Source organism: Mycobacterium sp. E787 (assembly GCF_001668725.1).
Lineage (GTDB): Bacteria > Actinomycetota > Actinomycetes > Mycobacteriales > Mycobacteriaceae > Mycobacterium.
In genome coordinates, this window is sequence record NZ_LZKL01000091.1 from 1 (window position 1) to 17,193 (window position 17,193).

Sequence of the window (17,193 nt, forward strand, 5' to 3'; positions counted from 1 at the left end):
CGCGAGATCGCCCGGGCCGCCGACATGACCAGCGGCAGCCTCTATCACTATTTTCCGAACAAGTCGGAGCTGCTCGCGGCGACGGTCGCGGAAATCGACCTGATCGCATCCCGACGGCTACGCGAGGCCGCCGACCGCTCCGGTGACGTCGTCGACCGCCTCGAGGCGGTGCTGGACGAGCTGGGCCGGTTGCTGCGCGAGTATCCGTATCTGGCCGCGTTCGATCGAACGATGCGAGCCGAAATGTCGGCACACCCACGCAGCGGCCGGACACGGAATCCGGGGTCAAAAGCGTTGCGCGACATCATAAATGACATCGTCGAGGACGCCCGGGAGCGCAAGGCGCTGCCGCCGGGCACCGACCCGGACGCCGCGGCCAACGCGATCTACGCGCTGGCTCGCGGCCTGACGGAACGTGCGGCCAGCCTGGCGCCGGACGCCCACGCGGCCGCCCTGGAGTCGGCCAAAGAACTGATCAGGGGAACGCTTTTCGCGTCGCAAGCGAGTCGCCGAGAGTCCACAGCGCGACACCGATCAAGACGAGGTCCTTGAGCAGGAACTGGCCCGGCAGCGCGGACAACACGGGCAGGCCGTCGGCGTGCGTCGAAACCACGCCGGGAGTGGTGAACAGGAAGCTCAGCGTCCCCATGAATAGCACCACCGCCAGGGCGCTGCCAACCGCGGATGCCCGCGGCCACACCGGGCGCAGCGCAATGAGAAGCGCGGCAACGATTTCCATGGTTCCCAGCCCGTGCGCGACCACGGTGACGCTGGCCACGTGGTAGATCCAGCTCATCAGCGGGCTGTGCTCGATGAGCACCCGGGATTCCATCTTCACGTATTTGCCGAACCCTATCCAGGCCAAGACGACCACCAACCCGTAGCGGCTGATGAGCTGTCCCGATCGGGTGAGCAGCTGCGAGAGGCGATGCGGTGTCACGGCGGCGGCCGGGGCGCGGACGATCATCGGCGAAGGGTCCTTCCTGCGGGGCGGCGGGCGACCGGACGTCGACCCATAGAGACCCACGAACGACACCCAGATTGGGTTCAGCCGCCCAATCTTTTCAGTGCCGCGGCGATGGACTACCGGCCCGCGTAGCGATCGCGCAGCTTGGCCAGCGTCGCCTCGATGCCCGCGGCATTGGCCTTCCGGAAACCCATCCGTTCGTAGTACTTCAGCCCGTTCTTGACCGCGCCGGCCCGGCTGTAGTCGAACGTCTCGGTGACCCGCGTCCGGGTCGGCGAGAGCGACTCGAACTGCCAGCGCCAGCGGTGCCCCACCGGATGACGCCATTCGACCAGTTCGTTCGGTTTGAGCGCGGTCACGGTGCTGGTGATGCGGTACGGCACGCCATACATCTTCATGTGCGTCGAAAACTTCGAACCGACAGCCAGTTCCGCCGGGACTTTGATGTTGTCGCCGACCGTGCCCGACCCATCCAACTCGTGGTGACGCCGGGGGTCCGCCGCCATCGCGTACAACTCCGCGGCCGGCGCGTCCACTTCAACCGACCGACTTACCTGTCGGGGCCCCGCATCGACAACGTTGACGGTCATGACGGTCTCCTTCCGGGCGTCCATGGCGCCGGATCGACGCTACGCTTCGCCGAGTTGAATTTTTGCAACCGTTCGAACAACGACGTTCAGCATGGAGGCGTTCGGTGAGCCGGTCGATTGAGGGAAGGGTGGCGCTGATCACCGGCGCCGCGCGAGGACAGGGACGTGCGCACGCGGTGCGACTCAGCGCCGAAGGCGCCGACATCATCGCGGTCGACATCGCGGGGCCGTTGCCGCCCAGCGTTCCCTACGATTCGCCGACGCCCGACGACCTGGCCGAGACGGCGCGACTGGTGAGCGCCAACGGCAGGAGGGCAATCACGGCGGCGGTCGACATCCGTGACCTCGACGCGCTGACGGCCGCCGTCGCCGCGGCCGTCGGCGAACTGGACCGGCTCGACATCATCGTCGCCAACGCGGGGATCTGCAGTCCCGCGCCGTGGGATCAGATCACCCCGCAGGCGTTCCGCGACACCATCGACACCAACGTGATCGGCACTTGGAACACCGTGATGGCCGGCGCTCATCACATCATCGACGGCGGTCGGGGCGGCTCGATCGTCCTCATCGGGTCCGCCGCCGGCATCAACATGCAGTCGTTCATGATCCACTACACGGCGAGCAAACATGCCGTCGTCGGGATGGCGCGCGCGTTCGCCGCCGAACTCGGCCGGCACAACATCCGCGTCAACAGCCTGAACCCGGGAGCGGTCGCGACCCCGATGGGCACGGGCCGGATGCGCGACGCGTTGCGATCGGCCGCCGACTCCTACCCGCACCTACGGGGCCTGCACAAACCGCTGCTGCCCGACGGCATCGCCCAGCCCGAAGACATCTCCGATGCGGTCGCCTGGCTGGTGTCCGACCAATCCCGGCTGGTAACCGCGAGCCAGGTGTCGGTCGATATCGGCGTCGGCTACGTCTGATCGGGGTCCTCCCGCGGCGCGTTCACCCGCCGTCCAGGCAGAATGGTGCTGCCCGCGGTAACGGCATCCGGCGCGGGAACACCCACGGCACGGCGACGCGTTTGGCCGTACCCCCGCGGGTATAAGGCCCGGAAGGAGGGTGATGGCGACGAGCGAGTACCGGGTGACCGGCATGAGTTGCGGGCACTGCGAGGCCGCCGTCCGGGCGGAGGTCAGCCAGGTCCCCGGCGTGGACGGAGTGGACGTGAGCGCGCGCACCGGCCGGCTCGTCGTGGCGAGTTCTGTTCCCGTCGACGCGGAGGATGTGCTGAGGGCCGTCGACGAGGCCGGTTACCAGGCGGTCCTGGTCGCGTGAAACCTGCCCCACCGACCGCAGTCCACAGCTTCGACCTCGAGATCGCGGGGATGACCTGTGCCTCGTGCGCGACGCGCATCGAGAAGAAATTGAACAAGCTCGACGGGGTCGATGCGCGGGTGAATTACGCGACCGAGAAGGCAGCCGTCATCGTCCCCGCCGGATACGACCCGCGGGCGATCGTCGCCGAAGTCGAGAAGGCCGGCTACACGGCCGCGCTGCCGACACCGAAACCCGCGCCCGAGGCACCGGAGACCGCCGAACTCGCGGCGCTGCGCACCCGGCTGATCGCCGCGATCGTGCTCGCGGTCCCGGTGATCGCGATGGCGATGATCCCGGCGCTGCAATTCCGTCACTGGCAATGGGTGTCGCTGGCGCTGGCCGCACCGGTCGTCGGATGGGCGGGCCGCCCGTTCCACGCCGCGGCGTGGGCGAACCTCAAGCACGGCGCCGCCACGATGGACACGCTGGTCTCGGTCGGGACGCTGGCGGCGTTTCTCTGGTCGCTCTACGCCCTCGCCCTGGGGACGGCCGGACGGCCGGGCATGCGCCACGGCTTCGAGCTGACCGCCGCGCGTGGCGACGGCGCGGCCGACATCTATCTCGAGGTTGCCGCCGGAGTGACCCTGTTCGTCCTGGCGGGCCGCTACTTCGAGAAGCGCTCCAAACGGCGCGCGGGTGCCGCGTTGCGGGCCCTGCTGCGGCTCGGCGCCAGGGACGTCGCGGTGCTGCGGCACGGCGCCGAGACGCGCGTTCCCACCGATCGGCTGGGGATCGGCGACGAGTTCGTCGTGCGCCCGGGCGAGAAGATCGCGACCGACGGGACCGTGGTCTGGGGATCCTCGGCGGTGGACGCCTCGATGCTCACCGGCGAGCCCGTCCCCGTCGAGGTCGGCGAGGGCGACCCCGTCACGGGCGGCACCGTGAACGCAGGCGGCCGTTTGATCGTCCGCGCGACCCGCGTCGGGGACGACACCCAGCTGGCCCAGATGGCCAGGCTCGTCGAGGCGGCGCAATCGGGCAAGGCCGAGGTGCAGCGGCTCGCCGACCGGGTCGCGGGCGTGTTCGTCCCGATCGTCATCGCGATCGCGGCGGCCACCCTCGCGATCCGGCTGGCCGCCGGCTCTCCGCTCGCGGCGGCGCTGACGGCCGCGGTCGCGGTGCTGATCATCGCGTGCCCGTGCGCGCTCGGGTTGGCGACGCCGACCGCCCTGTTGGTCGGCAGCGGTCGCGCGGCCGAGCTCGGCGTGCTCATCACCGGACCGGAGGTCTTGGAGTCGACGCGCAAGATCGACACCATCGTCCTGGACAAGACGGGCACCGTCACCGCCGGGACGTTGACTCTGGTCGACGTGATCGCCGGCGCGGGCACCGATCGCGCGGCGCTGCTGCGCTGTGCCGGGGCCGTGGAGCACGCCTCCGAGCACCCCGTCGCGCGCGCGATCGCCAAGGCCGCCGCGGCGGAAGTCGGCGCCCTGCCCGTCGCCCGCGACTTCGCGAACGTGGGAGGCCGGGGCGTGCGCGGCGTCGTCGACGGCCGCGCCGTCGTTGTCGGGCGGGAGGGTCTGCTGGCCGAGCGCGGCCAGTGTGCCGACGCGGAGCTCTCGGCCGCCAAAGCCCGCGCCGAGCGCGAGGGCAAGACCGCCGTCGCCGTCGGGTGGGACGGTCGCATGCGCGGCGTCCTGGTGCTGGCCGACACCGTCAAACCCACCAGCGCCGGGGCAATCCGGCAGCTCAAGGCCCTGGGATTGACCCCGATCCTGCTGACCGGCGACAACAAGACCGTCGCGCGGCGCATCGCCGACGAGCTCGGCATCGCGCACGTTATCGCCGGTGTGCTGCCGGCCGACAAGGTCGCCACCGTCGAGCGCCTGCAATCCGAGGGCAACGTCGTCGCCATGGTCGGCGACGGCGTCAACGACGCCGCGGCCCTGGCGGCCGCCGATCTGGGGCTGGCCATGGGGACCGGCACCGACATCGCGATCGAGGCCGCCGACCTGACCCTGGTGCGTGGCGACCTGAGGGCCGCGGTGGACGCGATCCGCCTCTCCCGGCGGACGCTGCGCACGATCAAGACGAACCTGCTCTGGGCCTTCGGCTACAACGTCGCCGCCATCCCGTTGGCCGCGCTCGGCCTGCTCAACCCGATGCTCGCGGGCGCCGCGATGGCGCTGTCCAGCGCGTTTGTCGTCGGCAACAGCCTGCGGCTTCGCTCGTTTGCAAGCACGATGCGCGACGATCCTGTGGGATAGTTGATCGGGCCCACCGCGTCCGCAAGCCACGGCCGGTGGGTTTATTCGCAGAACGATCGGATTGAGCGAAGGTCACGACCGTTGCCCCATTTCGTCGAACAGTGGTCCCTGCTGCACGGCTGGCTGCCGGCGGCGGCGCAGGCCCTGGCGCTGCTGGCGGTCATCGGCGCCGTCGGGTGGCGCAGGCGGCGCTGGCGGGGCTGGGCGCTGCCGGCTGCGCTGGCCGCAGCGGCGGCGGTCACGGCGTTGTCCTATTGGTACATCACGTCGATCGGCGTGGCCGGGGACCCGGCGCCCCTGTTGCTGTGGTTGTGGGTGGCGATGAGCGGGCTCGCGGCCGCCGTGCTGCTGCTGGGCTGGCCGGGCGCCCGCTGGTGGCGTCGTGCGCTGGCGGTGGCGTCGGTACCGCTGTGCGCGCTGTGCGCGGCGCTCGCCCTGAACGGCTGGGTCGGCTATTTCCCCACCGTGGCGGCCGCATGGGATCAGCTGACGTCGCAGCCGCTGCCCGATCAGATCGACCGGCTGAGGGTCACCGCGATGCAGCTCGAGGGGACCAAACCGGCCAAGGGCGTCGTCGTTCCCGTAACGATCAGCGCCGACGCATCGCACTTCCCGCACCGCCAGGAGCTGGTGTATCTCCCCCCGGCCTGGTTCAACAGCAACCCGCCGCCCCGGCTGCCGGCGGTCATGATGATCAGTTCCGCGTTCAACACGCCGGCCGACTGGCTTCGCCCCGGCGGCGCGTTCACCGCGATCGACGACTTCGCCGCCGCCCACCACGGGTTCGCCCCGGTGCTGGTGTTCGTCGATCCCACCGGTTCGTTCGACAACGACACCGAGTGCGTCAACGGCAGCCGCGGCAACGCCGCCGATCACCTGACCAAGGACGTCGTGCCCTTCGTGGTGTCGAACTTCGGCGTCAGCGCCGACCGGTCGAATTGGGGCGTCGCCGGATGGTCGATGGGCGGCACCTGCGCCGTGGACCTGGCCGTCATGCATCCCGAGCTGTTCAGCGCGTTCGTCGACATCGCCGGCGACCGCAGCCCGAGCATCGGCACCAAGGAGCAGACCGTCGCCCGCCTGTTCGGCGGCAACGGCGACGCCTGGGCGGCCTTCGACCCGGCCACGGTCATCGGCCGACACGGCCGCTACACCGGGCTGTCGGGATGGTTCGACGTGCCCGCGTCGTCCGGTGCGCGCACCGTCGCCCAGGAAGCCGATCCCGACCTCGCCGCTCCCAGCACCGACCCCGCCGCCAACCCGGAGGGCCAGGACGCCGCCGCCAACTCGTTGTGCGCCGCCGCGGCGGCCAACGGGATCAGTTGCGCGGTCGTCACCCAGCCCGGCAGGCACGACTGGCCGTTCGCCGCCCAGGCGTTCGCCGCGGCGCTGCCGTGGCTGGCGGGGACGCTGGGAACCCCGAGCGTCGAGCCCGTGCCCTTGCCGCGGCGCGGCGGCGGGGCTGCGCATTGATCCCAGCTAAGCAAGACCGTTACCCTTTCGAGGCTGAATTCACAGCTGACCCTCCTGTAACGAATCCGGCGTGCGCGAACCGGCACTGGTACCGTTCGCTGCTGTGGCGGCGGAGTTTGGCACCGAAGGCATCCGGGGTACCGGGGCGCGTGTGCCGACATCGCACCGCAAAAGACCCACGCGGAACCGCGCCTTCGCCATCACCGCATTCGGCGGCGCCTCGGGCGGGGGCCGCGGCACGCCGGAGCTGAACCGGCGCCGTTTCCTCGGCGCGCTGGCCGCGGCGACCGTCGCCGGCGTGGGGGCGGCCCGTCTGGTGGTCGACCCGCAGCCCCGGACCTTCGCGCAGGCGCCCCCGGCGAACGTCGCGGCAACCTCGGGCCCGATCGCGCCGTCGACGCTGCTGCCGCCGCCCGCGCTCAGCGCTCGCATCCCGCTGCCCGGTGGCGGAGCCCTGACCAAGATCCCTGGCGAGGGCGATCTGCTGGCGCTGACCGTCGACGACGGCGTCAACAGCGAGGTGGTGCGCGCCTACACGCAGTTCGCCAAAGACACCGGCGTGCGGCTCACGTTCTTTGTCAACGGGATCTACAAGTCCTGGACCGAAAACCGGCAGATGCTGCGGCCGCTGGTCGACTCCGGGCAGATCCAGCTGGGCAACCACACCTGGTCGCACCCGGACCTGACCACCCTGCCGAAGGATCAGATCGCCCAGCAGCTCACCCGCAACGACGACTTCCTGAAGAAGACCTACGGCATCGGCGCCAAGCCCTACTGGCGTCCCCCCTACGCGAAGCGCAACGCCGCCGTCGACGCGGTGGCCGCGGACCTCGGTTACACCGTCCCGACCCTATGGTCGGGTTCGCTGTCGGATTCCACGCTGATCACCGAGGACTACATCGTGAAGATGGCCGATCAGTACTTCACCCCGCAGTCCATCGTCATCGGGCACCTCAACCACCCGCCGGTCACCCACGTCTACCCGGAACTCGTGGACATCATCCGCGACCGGAACCTGCGTACCGTCACCCTCAACGACGTCTTCCTCAAGACGCCGTAGCGGCCGCCATCCGGCTCAGGCGCGCGTCGAGCGTGGCGTGGAAATGCCCGATCGCGCTCTCGTGACGGCCGAACTCCACGAACTCGTTCGCGCCGGAGCGCAACCCGCGCTGTACGCCCTCCGACATCTCGTTGTCCTCGGCGAGGCCCCGCTCGATGAAGCTGCCCGCGCCCACCAATCGTTTGGACGGGTCGACAGACGCCCGCTCGGCGACTTCGGGTTTCACCATCGAATAGGTGCTCACCGTGGTGCGATCGACGTCCACCGGGTCGATCACGACCACGGAAACCACGTCAGGGAATGTCGCCACCATCACGTTGGGGAACAAGTGATAGACGTAGGTGATCCGCGCGTCGACGTTCCAGGTCGACTCCGGGCGGTCCCGGAGTCGCTCGATATTGCGGTACGGGAAGGTGAGTCGGCTATTCGGGCCGAACGTCTCCACGACATTGAGGTCGTCGTATTGCACCGGGTAGAAGGTGTCTCGGTGCGTTGAGCGGAGGTGATAGCCCTCCAGAAACTGTTCGACGAGAACCTTCCAGTTCATCGCCCGCACAGTCGAATCCGTATAAACGAGCCGCTGCGCCGGCAGCAATTTGTCGCGCCAGGGGCTCCCGTCGGTCAGCGCGGCCATCGGATCGGCGTCGTCGAGGCCCGGCGGGTCGAGCGGATCGATCACGATCAGCCCGTCCACCTCGCGGCTGGGGACCTCCACGAGGCCCCGGCCCGCCGAGTCCAGGTCGGGGAACGCCTCGGAGTGCGGAACGTGCGCAAGCGACCCGTCCAGCCGATAGGTCCAGCCGTGGTAGCGGCAGACCAGTGCATGCGAGCAACCGGCGCCTTCGACCAGCGCGAAACCGCGATGCCGGCAGGCGTTGCGGAACACCCGGGCCCGTCGATCGTGCCCTCGCACCGCGAACAGGGGCGCACCGAACGCGACTCGCTCGACATGGTCGCCCGGTGTGGCGATCGCGGCCGACGGGGCGAAGACGCTCGGCATCGCACGAAGCAGCCGGACTTCCTCCGCGAATCGTGTTGTGCTCAAATAGTTTTCGACCGGCTCACGCCATGGCGCACCCTCGTCGGTGGTACCGGCGTCGATGTGGGCCAGGACGCGCCGGACGATCTCGACATCGTCGGCGAGCACCGACTTCGTCGGCGAGCTCATGCGGCTCAGTATCACAGCATGGTCGTCACGTGTCAATCAATGAGTGATATGTTTCGTTCCGTGGGCGACCTCATCGACGCTCAACCGCTCAGCGCGCGCTCGGTGCTGGCCTCGGCCCTGCTCGGATCCGACGGCGGGCGCCTGACGGTTGCGGAACTGGTCGCCGTGGCCGCGCTGTTCGGCATCAGCGCGGGCGCGGCGCGCACGTGCCTGTGGCGGATGGTGTCAAACGGCGAACTGACCGCCGACGGCGGCAGCTATGCGCTCGCGGGCCGTTTGTCGGAGCGCCGCCAGCGCGTCGACGAGGCCTCGCGCATCGACGCCGCAGCCGCGCAGAAATGGGACGGGACATGGGAATTGGCGATCGTCGCACTGGAACGCCGATCGGCGGCCGAACGCCTCGAGCTCCGAAAGGCCGCGGCGGCCCTGCATTTGGCCGAGCTTCGTGAGGGTGTGTGGATCCGCCCGGACAACCTTGATCCGCAACGGCTTCCGACATTCCGGGCGGTGGTCGACCAGCAATGCACCCACTTTTACGGCGCCGCGACGGATATGACCGACGACGCCGTGCGATCGCTGTTTTCCCTGGACGAGTGGGCGGAGGACGCCGCGGTCCTCATCGATGCCATGGACGCCGCGCTCGAGACGGACGAGCGCGACGATCACACCGGAAGCTTCACCTACCAGTTCGCGCTCTCTATCGCGGTGGTGCGACACCTGCAACTCGACCCGCTGCTGCCCGTGGAGATCACCGGCGACCGCTGGCCGGGGCACACGCTGCGCAGCACCTACCGCCGTTTCGATCGGGCGTTCAAACGACGAATGAACAGCGCTCACGGCGCTTTCCGTCGACCCTAGCGCCGATGCTTCACAGCGAATCGACAACCTGTTTCGCCTCGCGCAGGCCGGCGCCGGTGAGTTCACGGAACAACTTGATGGCGGCGATCGCGTTCCCGGACCGGGCGAGGGCGGCGACTTCGGAGGGCACACCGCCCTCGAACTGCCCGACCGGGGTGCTGCCCACGTCGCTCCCGAATGTCGGGCACGGGACCCCGAGCCGTTCCGACAACAGACGCACCTGCTGTTCGAGCAACGCGAGACGGCGGTAAACGTGGGCATCTTCCATAGCTCACGATTATGCAATCGCGACGGGCGACTCGGCCCAGTTTCGGTCCCTAAGCCTGTTGGTCGACCGTCGGCCGGTGCAACTCGTTGACCACCGTGCCGACCCACCGCCGCACATGGGCGGGACTGCGCCAGTCACCGGCCCTCTTCTTCGCCATCGCACTGGCGGGAAAACCCTTTGCATCCGGTTCGAGCCGACCGCCGAAGGTCACGTGACCGCGGGCGCCCACGCGATGCAGCAACTTCGCGACCTGAGCCGTGGGCGGGATGTCACGCTTTTCGGCCGAATCGTCGAGCGGACCGCTGCTGACCAGCCAAACGGGCAACCCGCGCAATGCCAGGGTATTTCGGCGCACGAACCTTCGCGCGTCGCGGTGCCACCTGTTGGCGTACAACGCGCCCGCGACGATCACCGCATCGATGCCGTCGAGCCCGCCGGCGTGCTTGGCGGGGTGTACCACCGCGTCGCATCCCGCATCGGTCAGCGCGTCGCTGATCATGGTGGCCAGCCCGCCGGTGCCGCCCCGCTTGGATCCGAAAGTCACCAAAACGCGCATCACTTGATCCCCGCCTCGGCATCGGCCTTTATCGCGTCGAGCGTCGCGCGCATGATGTGCGCGACGAATGGCCGAACCAGCCACCAGTAACGAACGAACCGCCGGTGTGAATCGGAATCGGTTGTGGTGGTTCGACATTGGTAGCTCAGCAGTGTGTGGCCGTCACCGTAGGGTGCCACCGAGAAGTTCGCGGCGATCTTTCCCCAGCCCCGCTCGGCGAATCCGGCGAAATCCTCCGGCGCCACGTCACGCCACTCGATGACCGGCCGCCAGAACTTTCCCACCGCTCCGAACGCGATCTCGCGGTCCGGTCGTTCGCCGAGCGGTAGCCATCCCGGCAGCCCTGTCTTCTCGCTCATCACCAGCCGCGGTGGCGGCGGGACGGCCTTGCCCAGCAGCCGCTCCGGCAAGCCACGGACCCACATCGACGCCGACAGCAACGGCGTGCGGACGGTGAGCAGGTCCAGGGACCTGGCGGCCTGAAACGTGGTCGCCGGATCGGCGGCCACCATCACGTGCTCGGCGATCATCGCGTCGTAGGTCGGGACCGCCGATTCGATCAGCATGCGTTCTGCGCCAATCGCTGCCATGGTGGGATTGTTCAACCGAACGTCGCCGAGTCCTAGGGCCACTGGTCCTTTATCGCGAGGACGGTGGGCACGGATCAGCGATCCCGGTGAGCGGTCTCGGCGCGTTGCTTGATGCCCAGCATCATCTTTCGGACCATGGCGAAGTGCAGCGGTTCACCCACTGCGTAATCGACGATGGCGCCGAGCGCGCACAAGAGGCCGAAGTCCCTGGGGGCCAGCAACCGCAACCAGCCGGCGTCGCGCTCGCGCACCAGCAGGCGGGTGCGATCGTTGGGCAACGGCAGCAAGACGAATGCCCAGGTGCCGATCACCAGCGCATGGTTGGGCTCGAGAACCGTCACCGGGCTTCCGATGCGCACGGAACCGACCGACCCGGTGTCGATCCGGTCACCGATCTCGACCTGCTGCAATTCGGGATGGATGCGAGTGGCCGAGTGACGCCCCTCGACGTAGTGCACCGTTCCGGGGAACAGGTAACGCTCGACCCAGTCGTAGCTGTAGAAGCCCGCCCTGCGATCACCGATCTGCACCAGCCAAGGCCAAACCGCGGCCGGCGGTGCATCGATCGTCACCGCCCGGGTGCGATGGCTCATCACGTCCTGCGCGATGTCGTCGCCCGGCAACCGCATCCGCCGCTCGGCTTCGGTCGCGCCCCAATCCAACAGGGCGCGCCGAACCAGCACGTCGTAGCCGATCAGCCCGGTGACGGGGACAGCCCAGCGCCAGCGCGTCATTGCACCCGGCATTCGGTCGCCGTCCGGGGCGTGATCACGATGTACGCGGCCCGCGATTGCAGGTAATACCGCACCCGCAGCGCCCATAGCCTCAGGTGGCTCAGCTCCACCGCCGCGAACTCCGGTCGAAGGTAGTAGCGCCACGCTATCCGCGCGAGCACCGCGGGCGGCGGCGCACCCCGCACCGCTCGGGCGTATCCGCGCACGAGGAGCCGGTCTGAGTCCCCGCCCTCCCCGCCGAGCAACAGGGCCACCCCCGGGGAAGCGACGACATTGCGCACCGTCCAGGATGCCGCCGAGGTTGTCGCATAGATGCGGCCCCGGAAGGTGACGAACCACAGCGGCACCGCGAACGGTGTTCCCTGCTCCGAACGGCTGGCCAGGATCATCACCCGCGAGCTGTCAAGCGCCGCTTGCAGATTCGGCGAATGCAGGGGCTGGGCGTGGTGCTCGTCGCCGGCCGGCAACGATGTCGGCGGTGACGGTGAGCTCGTGGGCGGCGGGCCCGGGACCTCGCGCAGCGAGCCATAGTCCCAGGCCACGATTCGCCTGGGCACGACGCGATAGGTGGACCGGCCGACCGCCTCGGCCGTACCCCGGACGGTCAGCGAGCGCAGCCGGAACCACTGGGGGCCGTCGTCGGCGATCACCACGACATTGCGACCCGCCAGATCAGGGCTGCCCTCCGGCACCCGCGCGATGCGGGGTGACGACGCGGGATCGACGGGCCGCTCGAGGGTCACGGTCACCGGCACGACCACGAGTTGGTCACCGCCGAAGGCGACCAACGCCGCGCGTGGAGGGCGGATTGCCAAGTCCGCCACCGCGCTCGCCTCGACATCGCGGGTTATCACGAGCGGCGCCCTCCCGGGAGGTCACGACCCAATGGGTTCAGTGGCTTCAGTGGCTTCGGCGGCTTCAAACCAGCTGTCGCACGACCGATTCTGTCATCCCGCCGGCAGGATGTTCTGGTTGATGTGGAACACGTTGCCCGGATCGTATTGCGCCTTGATCTCGGTGAGGCGCTGGTAATTCGGGCCGTAGGTCGCGCGGACCCGGTCCTGGCCCTCGTCCATCATGAAGTTGACGTAGGCACCGCCGGCCGAGTGCGGGTGAATGGCTTCCCAGTACTCCTTCGTCCAGCGCTTCAACACCTCGGCGTTGGCCGGGTCGGGGTCGACGCCGGCGATGACCTGTGAGAAGTTCACGTCCCGGTAGGCCCACGCGGTGGCGGTCTGGCCGACCCGATGGACCGCGCCGTCGACCGGGTACAGGTGCATCGTCGAGTGCATCGTCGGCAGCTCCTCGGTGAAGTGGGCATGGGCCGCCACCGCGGCGTCCGGCACCGTACGGATGAAGTCCCCGCGCCAATACCATTGCAGGCCTTTGGGATACAGCGTATCGAAGGTGGACTGCAGCACGGGATAGGGGGCCGTGGTCACGCCATCGAAGGCCGGCCGCATCTGCCGGACCGGCGCGAACGCCTCGTCGGCCCGAGCGGGATCGCCGGTGTAGCACCACATCACGGCGCACACCTTGTGCAGGTGAAAAGCCTCGGGAAAGTGCGGCGACGGCGGCACCGTCATGCTCGCGAAGAAGCCGTAGAGCTCCTCGTCCTGGGCCGGCAGGAAGTCCCGGTACCAGCCGAGGATGTCGGCGGTGGCCGACGACGGCCACGCCGTGGGACCGCAGATCACGGTGTGCACCGGATGCAGCCGGAACGTGAACGATGTGACCACGCCGAAGTTTCCGCCGCCTCCGCGCAGCGCCCAGAACAATTCGGGGTGCTCCGCCTCGGATGCGGTCACCACGCGACCGTCCGCCAGCACGACCTCGGCCTCCAACAAGTTGTCGATGGTCAGGCCGTACTTGCGGGTCAGGTAGCCGTGGCCGCCGCCCAGGGTAAGCCCGCCGACGCCGGTGCTGGAGATGATGCCGGACGGCGTCGCGAACCCGTGCGCGTGGGTCGCGCCGTCCACCCGCCCCCACGTGGCCCCGCCCTGCACGCGGGCGACGCGCCGTTCGGCGTCCACGTCCACGCGGTTCATCGGCGAGAGATCGATGACGAGTCCGCCCTCGACGCAACCGAAACCGGGTCCATTGTGGCCGCCGCCGCGAACGGCGACCGCGAGGTTCGACGTGCGGGCGTGGTCGAGAGCGCCCGCGATGTCGGTCGGGCTCGCGCAGCGCACGATCACCGCGGGCCGCTTGTCGATCATGGCGTTGTGCAACGCCCGAGCCTCGTCGTAGCCGGCGTCACCGGGGAGGATGACCCTCGCCCCGAATCGGCCACGTAGTTCCTCGGTTGCGGTTGTCAGGCTCATGGCCGCATCTCCTTGTTTGCTCCCGGGTAGTGATGCCGCGACGCTACGACGGGAGAAGGCCACGCGTCATGACCACAACGGAGCATTTCCGGGACACTCAACGATAGTCACATCTGACTATCGACCGACGGACATCAGCGCGGTTACCTTGTTTGCATGGCGCAGTGGGTGCCGCCACCGCTTCCGGCGGAACTGGTGGCACGCCGTCGCGGCCCGCTGGTGGGTCGCGACGCCGAACTCGCGGCGTTCGAGCGGGCCTGGGAGCGCGTCGAGCGCGGCGACCGCCAGGCGGTGTTCATCGGCGGTGAGCCCGGGGCGGGCAAGACGCGGTTGGCCGCCGAGGTGGCCGGGACGCTGGCCGACCACGACGTCGCGGTGCTGGCGGGCCGCTCGACGGCCGACGACGACGTCCCGTACGCACCGTTCGCCGAGGCGCTGGATCGCATGCTGACCGCCGCCCCTGTCGGCTCGATGGCAAACCTGCTCGCCGACGCGGGGCCCCAGCTGCGGCGGCTGTCCGCCCACGTGGACCGGCACGTGCCCGAGGCCGAGCCGGCGATGGACGTCGGGTCGCCGCGGCAGGCGCTCTTCGACGCCTTGACGGGCTTTTTGCGCCGCCTGGCGGCCGACCGCCCGATCGCGTTGATCCTCGACGACCTGCATTGGGCGCAGCTGCCCACCCTCGCGATGCTCGAACGCGTCCTGATCGGCTGCGCCGATGTCCGCTTGCTGGTGGTGTCCACGTTCCGCACCACCGAACCCGACCGCTCCGACGAGCTCACCACCCGGGTGGCCGAACTGCACCGCTTCGAGGGGGTCCGGCGCCTGGATCTCGCCGGGCTGGACACCGAGGCGATCGCCGAGTTCGTCAGCCGGACCCAGCAGCTGGCCCCCGCGACCGCTCGCACGGCCGCCGCCCTGCTGCGCGACAAGACCGGCGGCAACCCGTTTTTCCTGACCGAACTCGTCAACGACCTGGAGAACCGCGGCGGGCTGGCCATGTTGAGCGCTCACCGAACCGTGCCGTCTTCCATCGGGGACGCCATTGCCCGCCGCCTTGCCGGACTGGGGGCCGGCGTCCGTGGCGTCATCGAACAGGCCGCGGTGCTGGGCGAAACGTTCGACCTGCCCGCCCTCGTCGCCGCCAGCGAAACCGATCTGCCGGCGACCCTGGCCGCCGTCGACTCCGCCGAAGCCGTCGGGCTGATCCGGCCGGTTCGCGACTCCGACGGCGACTTCTCGTTCGTGCACGCGCTCACCCGCGAGGCCGTGTTCGGTGGGATGGCGGCCTCGCGACTGCGAATCATGCACGCACGCGCCGCCGAGGCGCTCGAGGGGCGCGCGGACCCGTCCGTCGTTCCCCGCCTGGCGAACCACTACCTGCGCGCGCACGTGCTGGGCTACCACGAGCAGGCGTTGCGCTACGCGCACCAGGCGGCCCGGATGGCCGAACAGAGCCTGGCTTACGAGGACGCGGCGAGGTGGTTCGAGCGGGCGGCGTCGCTGCCCGAACTGAGCCGCGCCGACCGGGCGCGGCTGGACCTCGATGCGGCAGCAAATCATGTGCGCGCCGGCGATTTCGCGCGCTCGCGGGCGATCTACGAACGCCTCAGCGCGATGGACGACCCGCTCATCCGCCTGGGGGCAGCCGTCGGTTACGAGGAGGCGAATTGGCGCCGGGGACAGTCTGATTCGACGGCGGCCGACCTGCTCGCGTCGGCGCTGGAATCCTGCGGGCTGACAACCGACGACCTGCGCTACATCCAGGCGCTCGGCAGTTTCGGGAGGGCGCTGGCATTCGCGGGCGAGGCGGAGCGCGCACGCGAGATCGGCAACAAAGCCATCGACTGTGCGCGAGCCGCCGGCGATCCCGCGGTCTTGATGCACACCCTGAAGGCCAGCCTGTGGCACGGGCTCACCCCGGAGCTCTGCGAAATCCAGGCGGAGCGTTCGGCCGAGGTATCGCGCATGGCGCTGGCGCGCCGCAACTACGAGGTGCTGGGCGCGTCGTCCCACTTTCGCGCCATGGTCAGCTATCTGGCCGGCCGGCCCGACGACCTGGCCGCATCGTCCGCGGACATGCGCCGGGCCGGCGACGCCATCGGACAGCCGGTCTTCGGTTTCGTCGGCGCCTGCGTCGAGCAGGCGCTGGCCTACCTGCGCGGTGACTTCACCGGCGCGCAGCGGTGGGCCGACATCGCTTTGCGCACCGGTGACTTGTTCGACGCGGACGACACCAAGGGCTCCAACGGGGTCCAGATGTTCATGATCCAGCGCGAGACCGGGGACCTGAAAACGTTCGCCGAATTCATCGACGGCAGTGAGACTTTCGCGGGGCGGTGGGTTCCCGGTCTGCTCGCGTTGTACACCGAGCTCGGCTGCGAGGCGGGCATGACCCGCGCCCTCAACCACCTGATCAACCGCAAACTCGGCGACCGCACCAACGAGGCGCAGTGGCCGATGGAGCTGGTGTTCATGATCGAGGCCGCGTTGCAGCTGGGCAACCGCGAGGCGCTGCACGCGCTGCGTCCCTATGTGTCCCGCTACGCCGGCAAGAACCTGGTCGCCGGCCAGTTCGTCGCCCTGTTCGGCAGCGCCGACCGGTATCTCGCCCGGATGGCGGCACTCGACGGCGACACGGCCGCGGCCCAGCGGCATTTCGATGCGGCGCTCGAGATGGATCGGCGGATGGGCTCGGTGGTTCACATCAGCGAGACGCTGGCCCGGCTCGCCGCCTTCGCCGCGTCGGCCGGCGACACCGACGGGGCGCGGCGCCTGGCCGACGAGGCGCGCGCCCTCGCGGTGCAGATCGGCCAGAACCGGGTCGTCGACCTGGTGGATTCGCTGCTGACGGGAGGCCCCGTCGGCCCGGATGGCCTGACCGAACGCGAGGTCGAGGTGCTGCGCCTGCTCGCGGAGGGGCTGAGCAATCGGGCGATCGGCGAACGCCTCTACATCAGCACCAACACGGCCGCCAACCATGTGCGCAACATCCTGATCAAGACGGGCGCGGCCAATCGCACGCAGGCGGCGATGTATGCCGCCGATCACGAGCTGCTCGGCTGAGCTGCC

The 17,193-nt window shown here is 69.4% G+C and carries 17 protein-coding genes; 8 read left to right on the plus strand and 9 right to left on the minus strand.

The genetic code is table 11. From position 1 onward, the window contains the following. The coding region (locus A5705_RS17875) for a TetR/AcrR family transcriptional regulator (RefSeq protein WP_068278948.1) at positions 1–552 on the plus strand (552 nt) is incomplete at its 5' end. On the opposite strand, the gene A5705_RS17880 is transcribed toward A5705_RS17875, so the two are convergent. Together A5705_RS17880 and A5705_RS17885 are read right to left on the minus strand one after the other, a co-directional pair. After that, complete coding sequence (locus tag A5705_RS17880) at positions 476–967, minus strand: DUF417 family protein (RefSeq protein WP_067875741.1); 492 nt, start codon at positions 965–967, stop codon at positions 476–478. The genes A5705_RS17875 and A5705_RS17880 overlap by 77 nt on opposite strands. Before the next feature lie 116 nt (positions 968–1,083). Then, entirely contained in the window at positions 1,084–1,557 is a 474-nt protein-coding gene (locus tag A5705_RS17885; RefSeq protein WP_067875738.1) for an SRPBCC family protein, read from the minus strand. 104 nt (positions 1,558–1,661) lie between these two features. Here A5705_RS17885 and A5705_RS17890 point away from each other — a divergent pair, with 104 nt between their 5' ends. The 5 genes from A5705_RS17890 to A5705_RS17910 all read left to right on the plus strand — a co-directional run bounded on the left by A5705_RS17890 (position 1,662) and on the right by A5705_RS17910 (position 7,623). Continuing rightward, the gene (locus A5705_RS17890) at positions 1,662–2,483 is read left to right on the plus strand and encodes a mycofactocin-coupled SDR family oxidoreductase (protein WP_067875734.1); all 822 of its coding nucleotides are present in this window, start codon (positions 1,662–1,664) and stop codon (positions 2,481–2,483) included. Between the two features lie 142 nt (positions 2,484–2,625). Further along, the gene (locus A5705_RS17895) at positions 2,626–2,838 is read left to right on the plus strand and encodes a heavy-metal-associated domain-containing protein (RefSeq protein ID WP_067875731.1); all 213 of its coding nucleotides are present in this window, start codon (positions 2,626–2,628) and stop codon (positions 2,836–2,838) included. Between the two features lie 50 nt (positions 2,839–2,888). Further along, entirely contained in the window at positions 2,889–5,090 is a 2,202-nt protein-coding gene (locus A5705_RS17900; RefSeq protein WP_068278952.1) for a cation-translocating P-type ATPase, read from the plus strand. 81 nt (positions 5,091–5,171) lie between these two features. Next, positions 5,172–6,563: an alpha/beta hydrolase family protein gene (locus A5705_RS17905; protein WP_068278955.1), complete on the plus strand. Its 1,392-nt coding sequence runs from the start codon at positions 5,172–5,174 to the stop codon at positions 6,561–6,563. 247 nt (positions 6,564–6,810) lie between these two features. After that, positions 6,811–7,623 (plus strand): polysaccharide deacetylase family protein, encoded by an 813-nt coding sequence (locus A5705_RS17910; RefSeq protein WP_067875782.1) that lies wholly within the window; start codon positions 6,811–6,813, stop codon positions 7,621–7,623. On the opposite strand, the gene A5705_RS17915 is transcribed toward A5705_RS17910, so the two are convergent. Next, complete coding sequence (locus A5705_RS17915; protein WP_068278958.1) at positions 7,610–8,791, minus strand: SRPBCC family protein; 1,182 nt, start codon at positions 8,789–8,791, stop codon at positions 7,610–7,612. The genes A5705_RS17910 and A5705_RS17915 overlap by 14 nt on opposite strands. Positions 8,792–8,851: 60 nt before the next feature. Between A5705_RS17915 and A5705_RS17920 the strand changes: the two genes are divergently transcribed. Then, positions 8,852–9,649, plus strand: coding sequence for a PaaX family transcriptional regulator C-terminal domain-containing protein (locus tag A5705_RS17920; RefSeq protein ID WP_231964256.1), 798 nt, complete (start codon positions 8,852–8,854; stop codon positions 9,647–9,649). 10 nt (positions 9,650–9,659) lie between these two features. On the opposite strand, the gene A5705_RS17925 is transcribed toward A5705_RS17920, so the two are convergent. From A5705_RS17925 to A5705_RS17950, 6 genes are all read right to left on the minus strand, one after another. Then, positions 9,660–9,917: a hypothetical protein gene (locus A5705_RS17925; RefSeq protein WP_067875716.1), complete on the minus strand. Its 258-nt coding sequence runs from the start codon at positions 9,915–9,917 to the stop codon at positions 9,660–9,662. Positions 9,918–9,966: 49 nt separating this feature from the next. Then, positions 9,967–10,473: a flavodoxin domain-containing protein gene (locus tag A5705_RS17930; protein ID WP_068279095.1), complete on the minus strand. Its 507-nt coding sequence runs from the start codon at positions 10,471–10,473 to the stop codon at positions 9,967–9,969. After that, on the minus strand, positions 10,473–11,063 hold the full coding sequence (locus A5705_RS28200) for a hypothetical protein (RefSeq protein ID WP_156738290.1): 591 nt from the start codon (positions 11,061–11,063) through the stop codon (positions 10,473–10,475). The genes A5705_RS17930 and A5705_RS28200 overlap by 1 nt, the downstream gene beginning before the upstream one ends. A gap of 74 nt (positions 11,064–11,137) precedes the next feature. After that, positions 11,138–11,797 carry an SRPBCC family protein gene (locus A5705_RS17940; protein ID WP_197516912.1) on the minus strand — a complete coding sequence of 220 codons (660 nt, stop codon included), beginning with the start codon at positions 11,795–11,797 and terminating at the stop codon, positions 11,138–11,140. Continuing rightward, complete coding sequence (locus A5705_RS27335) at positions 11,794–12,621, minus strand: pyridoxamine 5'-phosphate oxidase family protein (RefSeq protein ID WP_156738289.1); 828 nt, start codon at positions 12,619–12,621, stop codon at positions 11,794–11,796. Before A5705_RS27335 ends, A5705_RS17940 begins: the two co-directional genes overlap by 4 nt. Positions 12,622–12,744: 123 nt before the next feature. Beyond that, positions 12,745–14,121, minus strand: a complete 1,377-nt coding sequence (locus tag A5705_RS17950; RefSeq protein WP_068278960.1) for an FAD-binding oxidoreductase — start codon at positions 14,119–14,121, stop codon at positions 12,745–12,747. Positions 14,122–14,277: 156 nt separating this feature from the next. Here A5705_RS17950 and A5705_RS29025 point away from each other — a divergent pair, with 156 nt between their 5' ends. After that, entirely contained in the window at positions 14,278–17,187 is a 2,910-nt protein-coding gene (locus A5705_RS29025; protein WP_068278961.1) for a helix-turn-helix transcriptional regulator, read from the plus strand. Positions 17,188–17,193 lie beyond the last annotated feature (6 nt).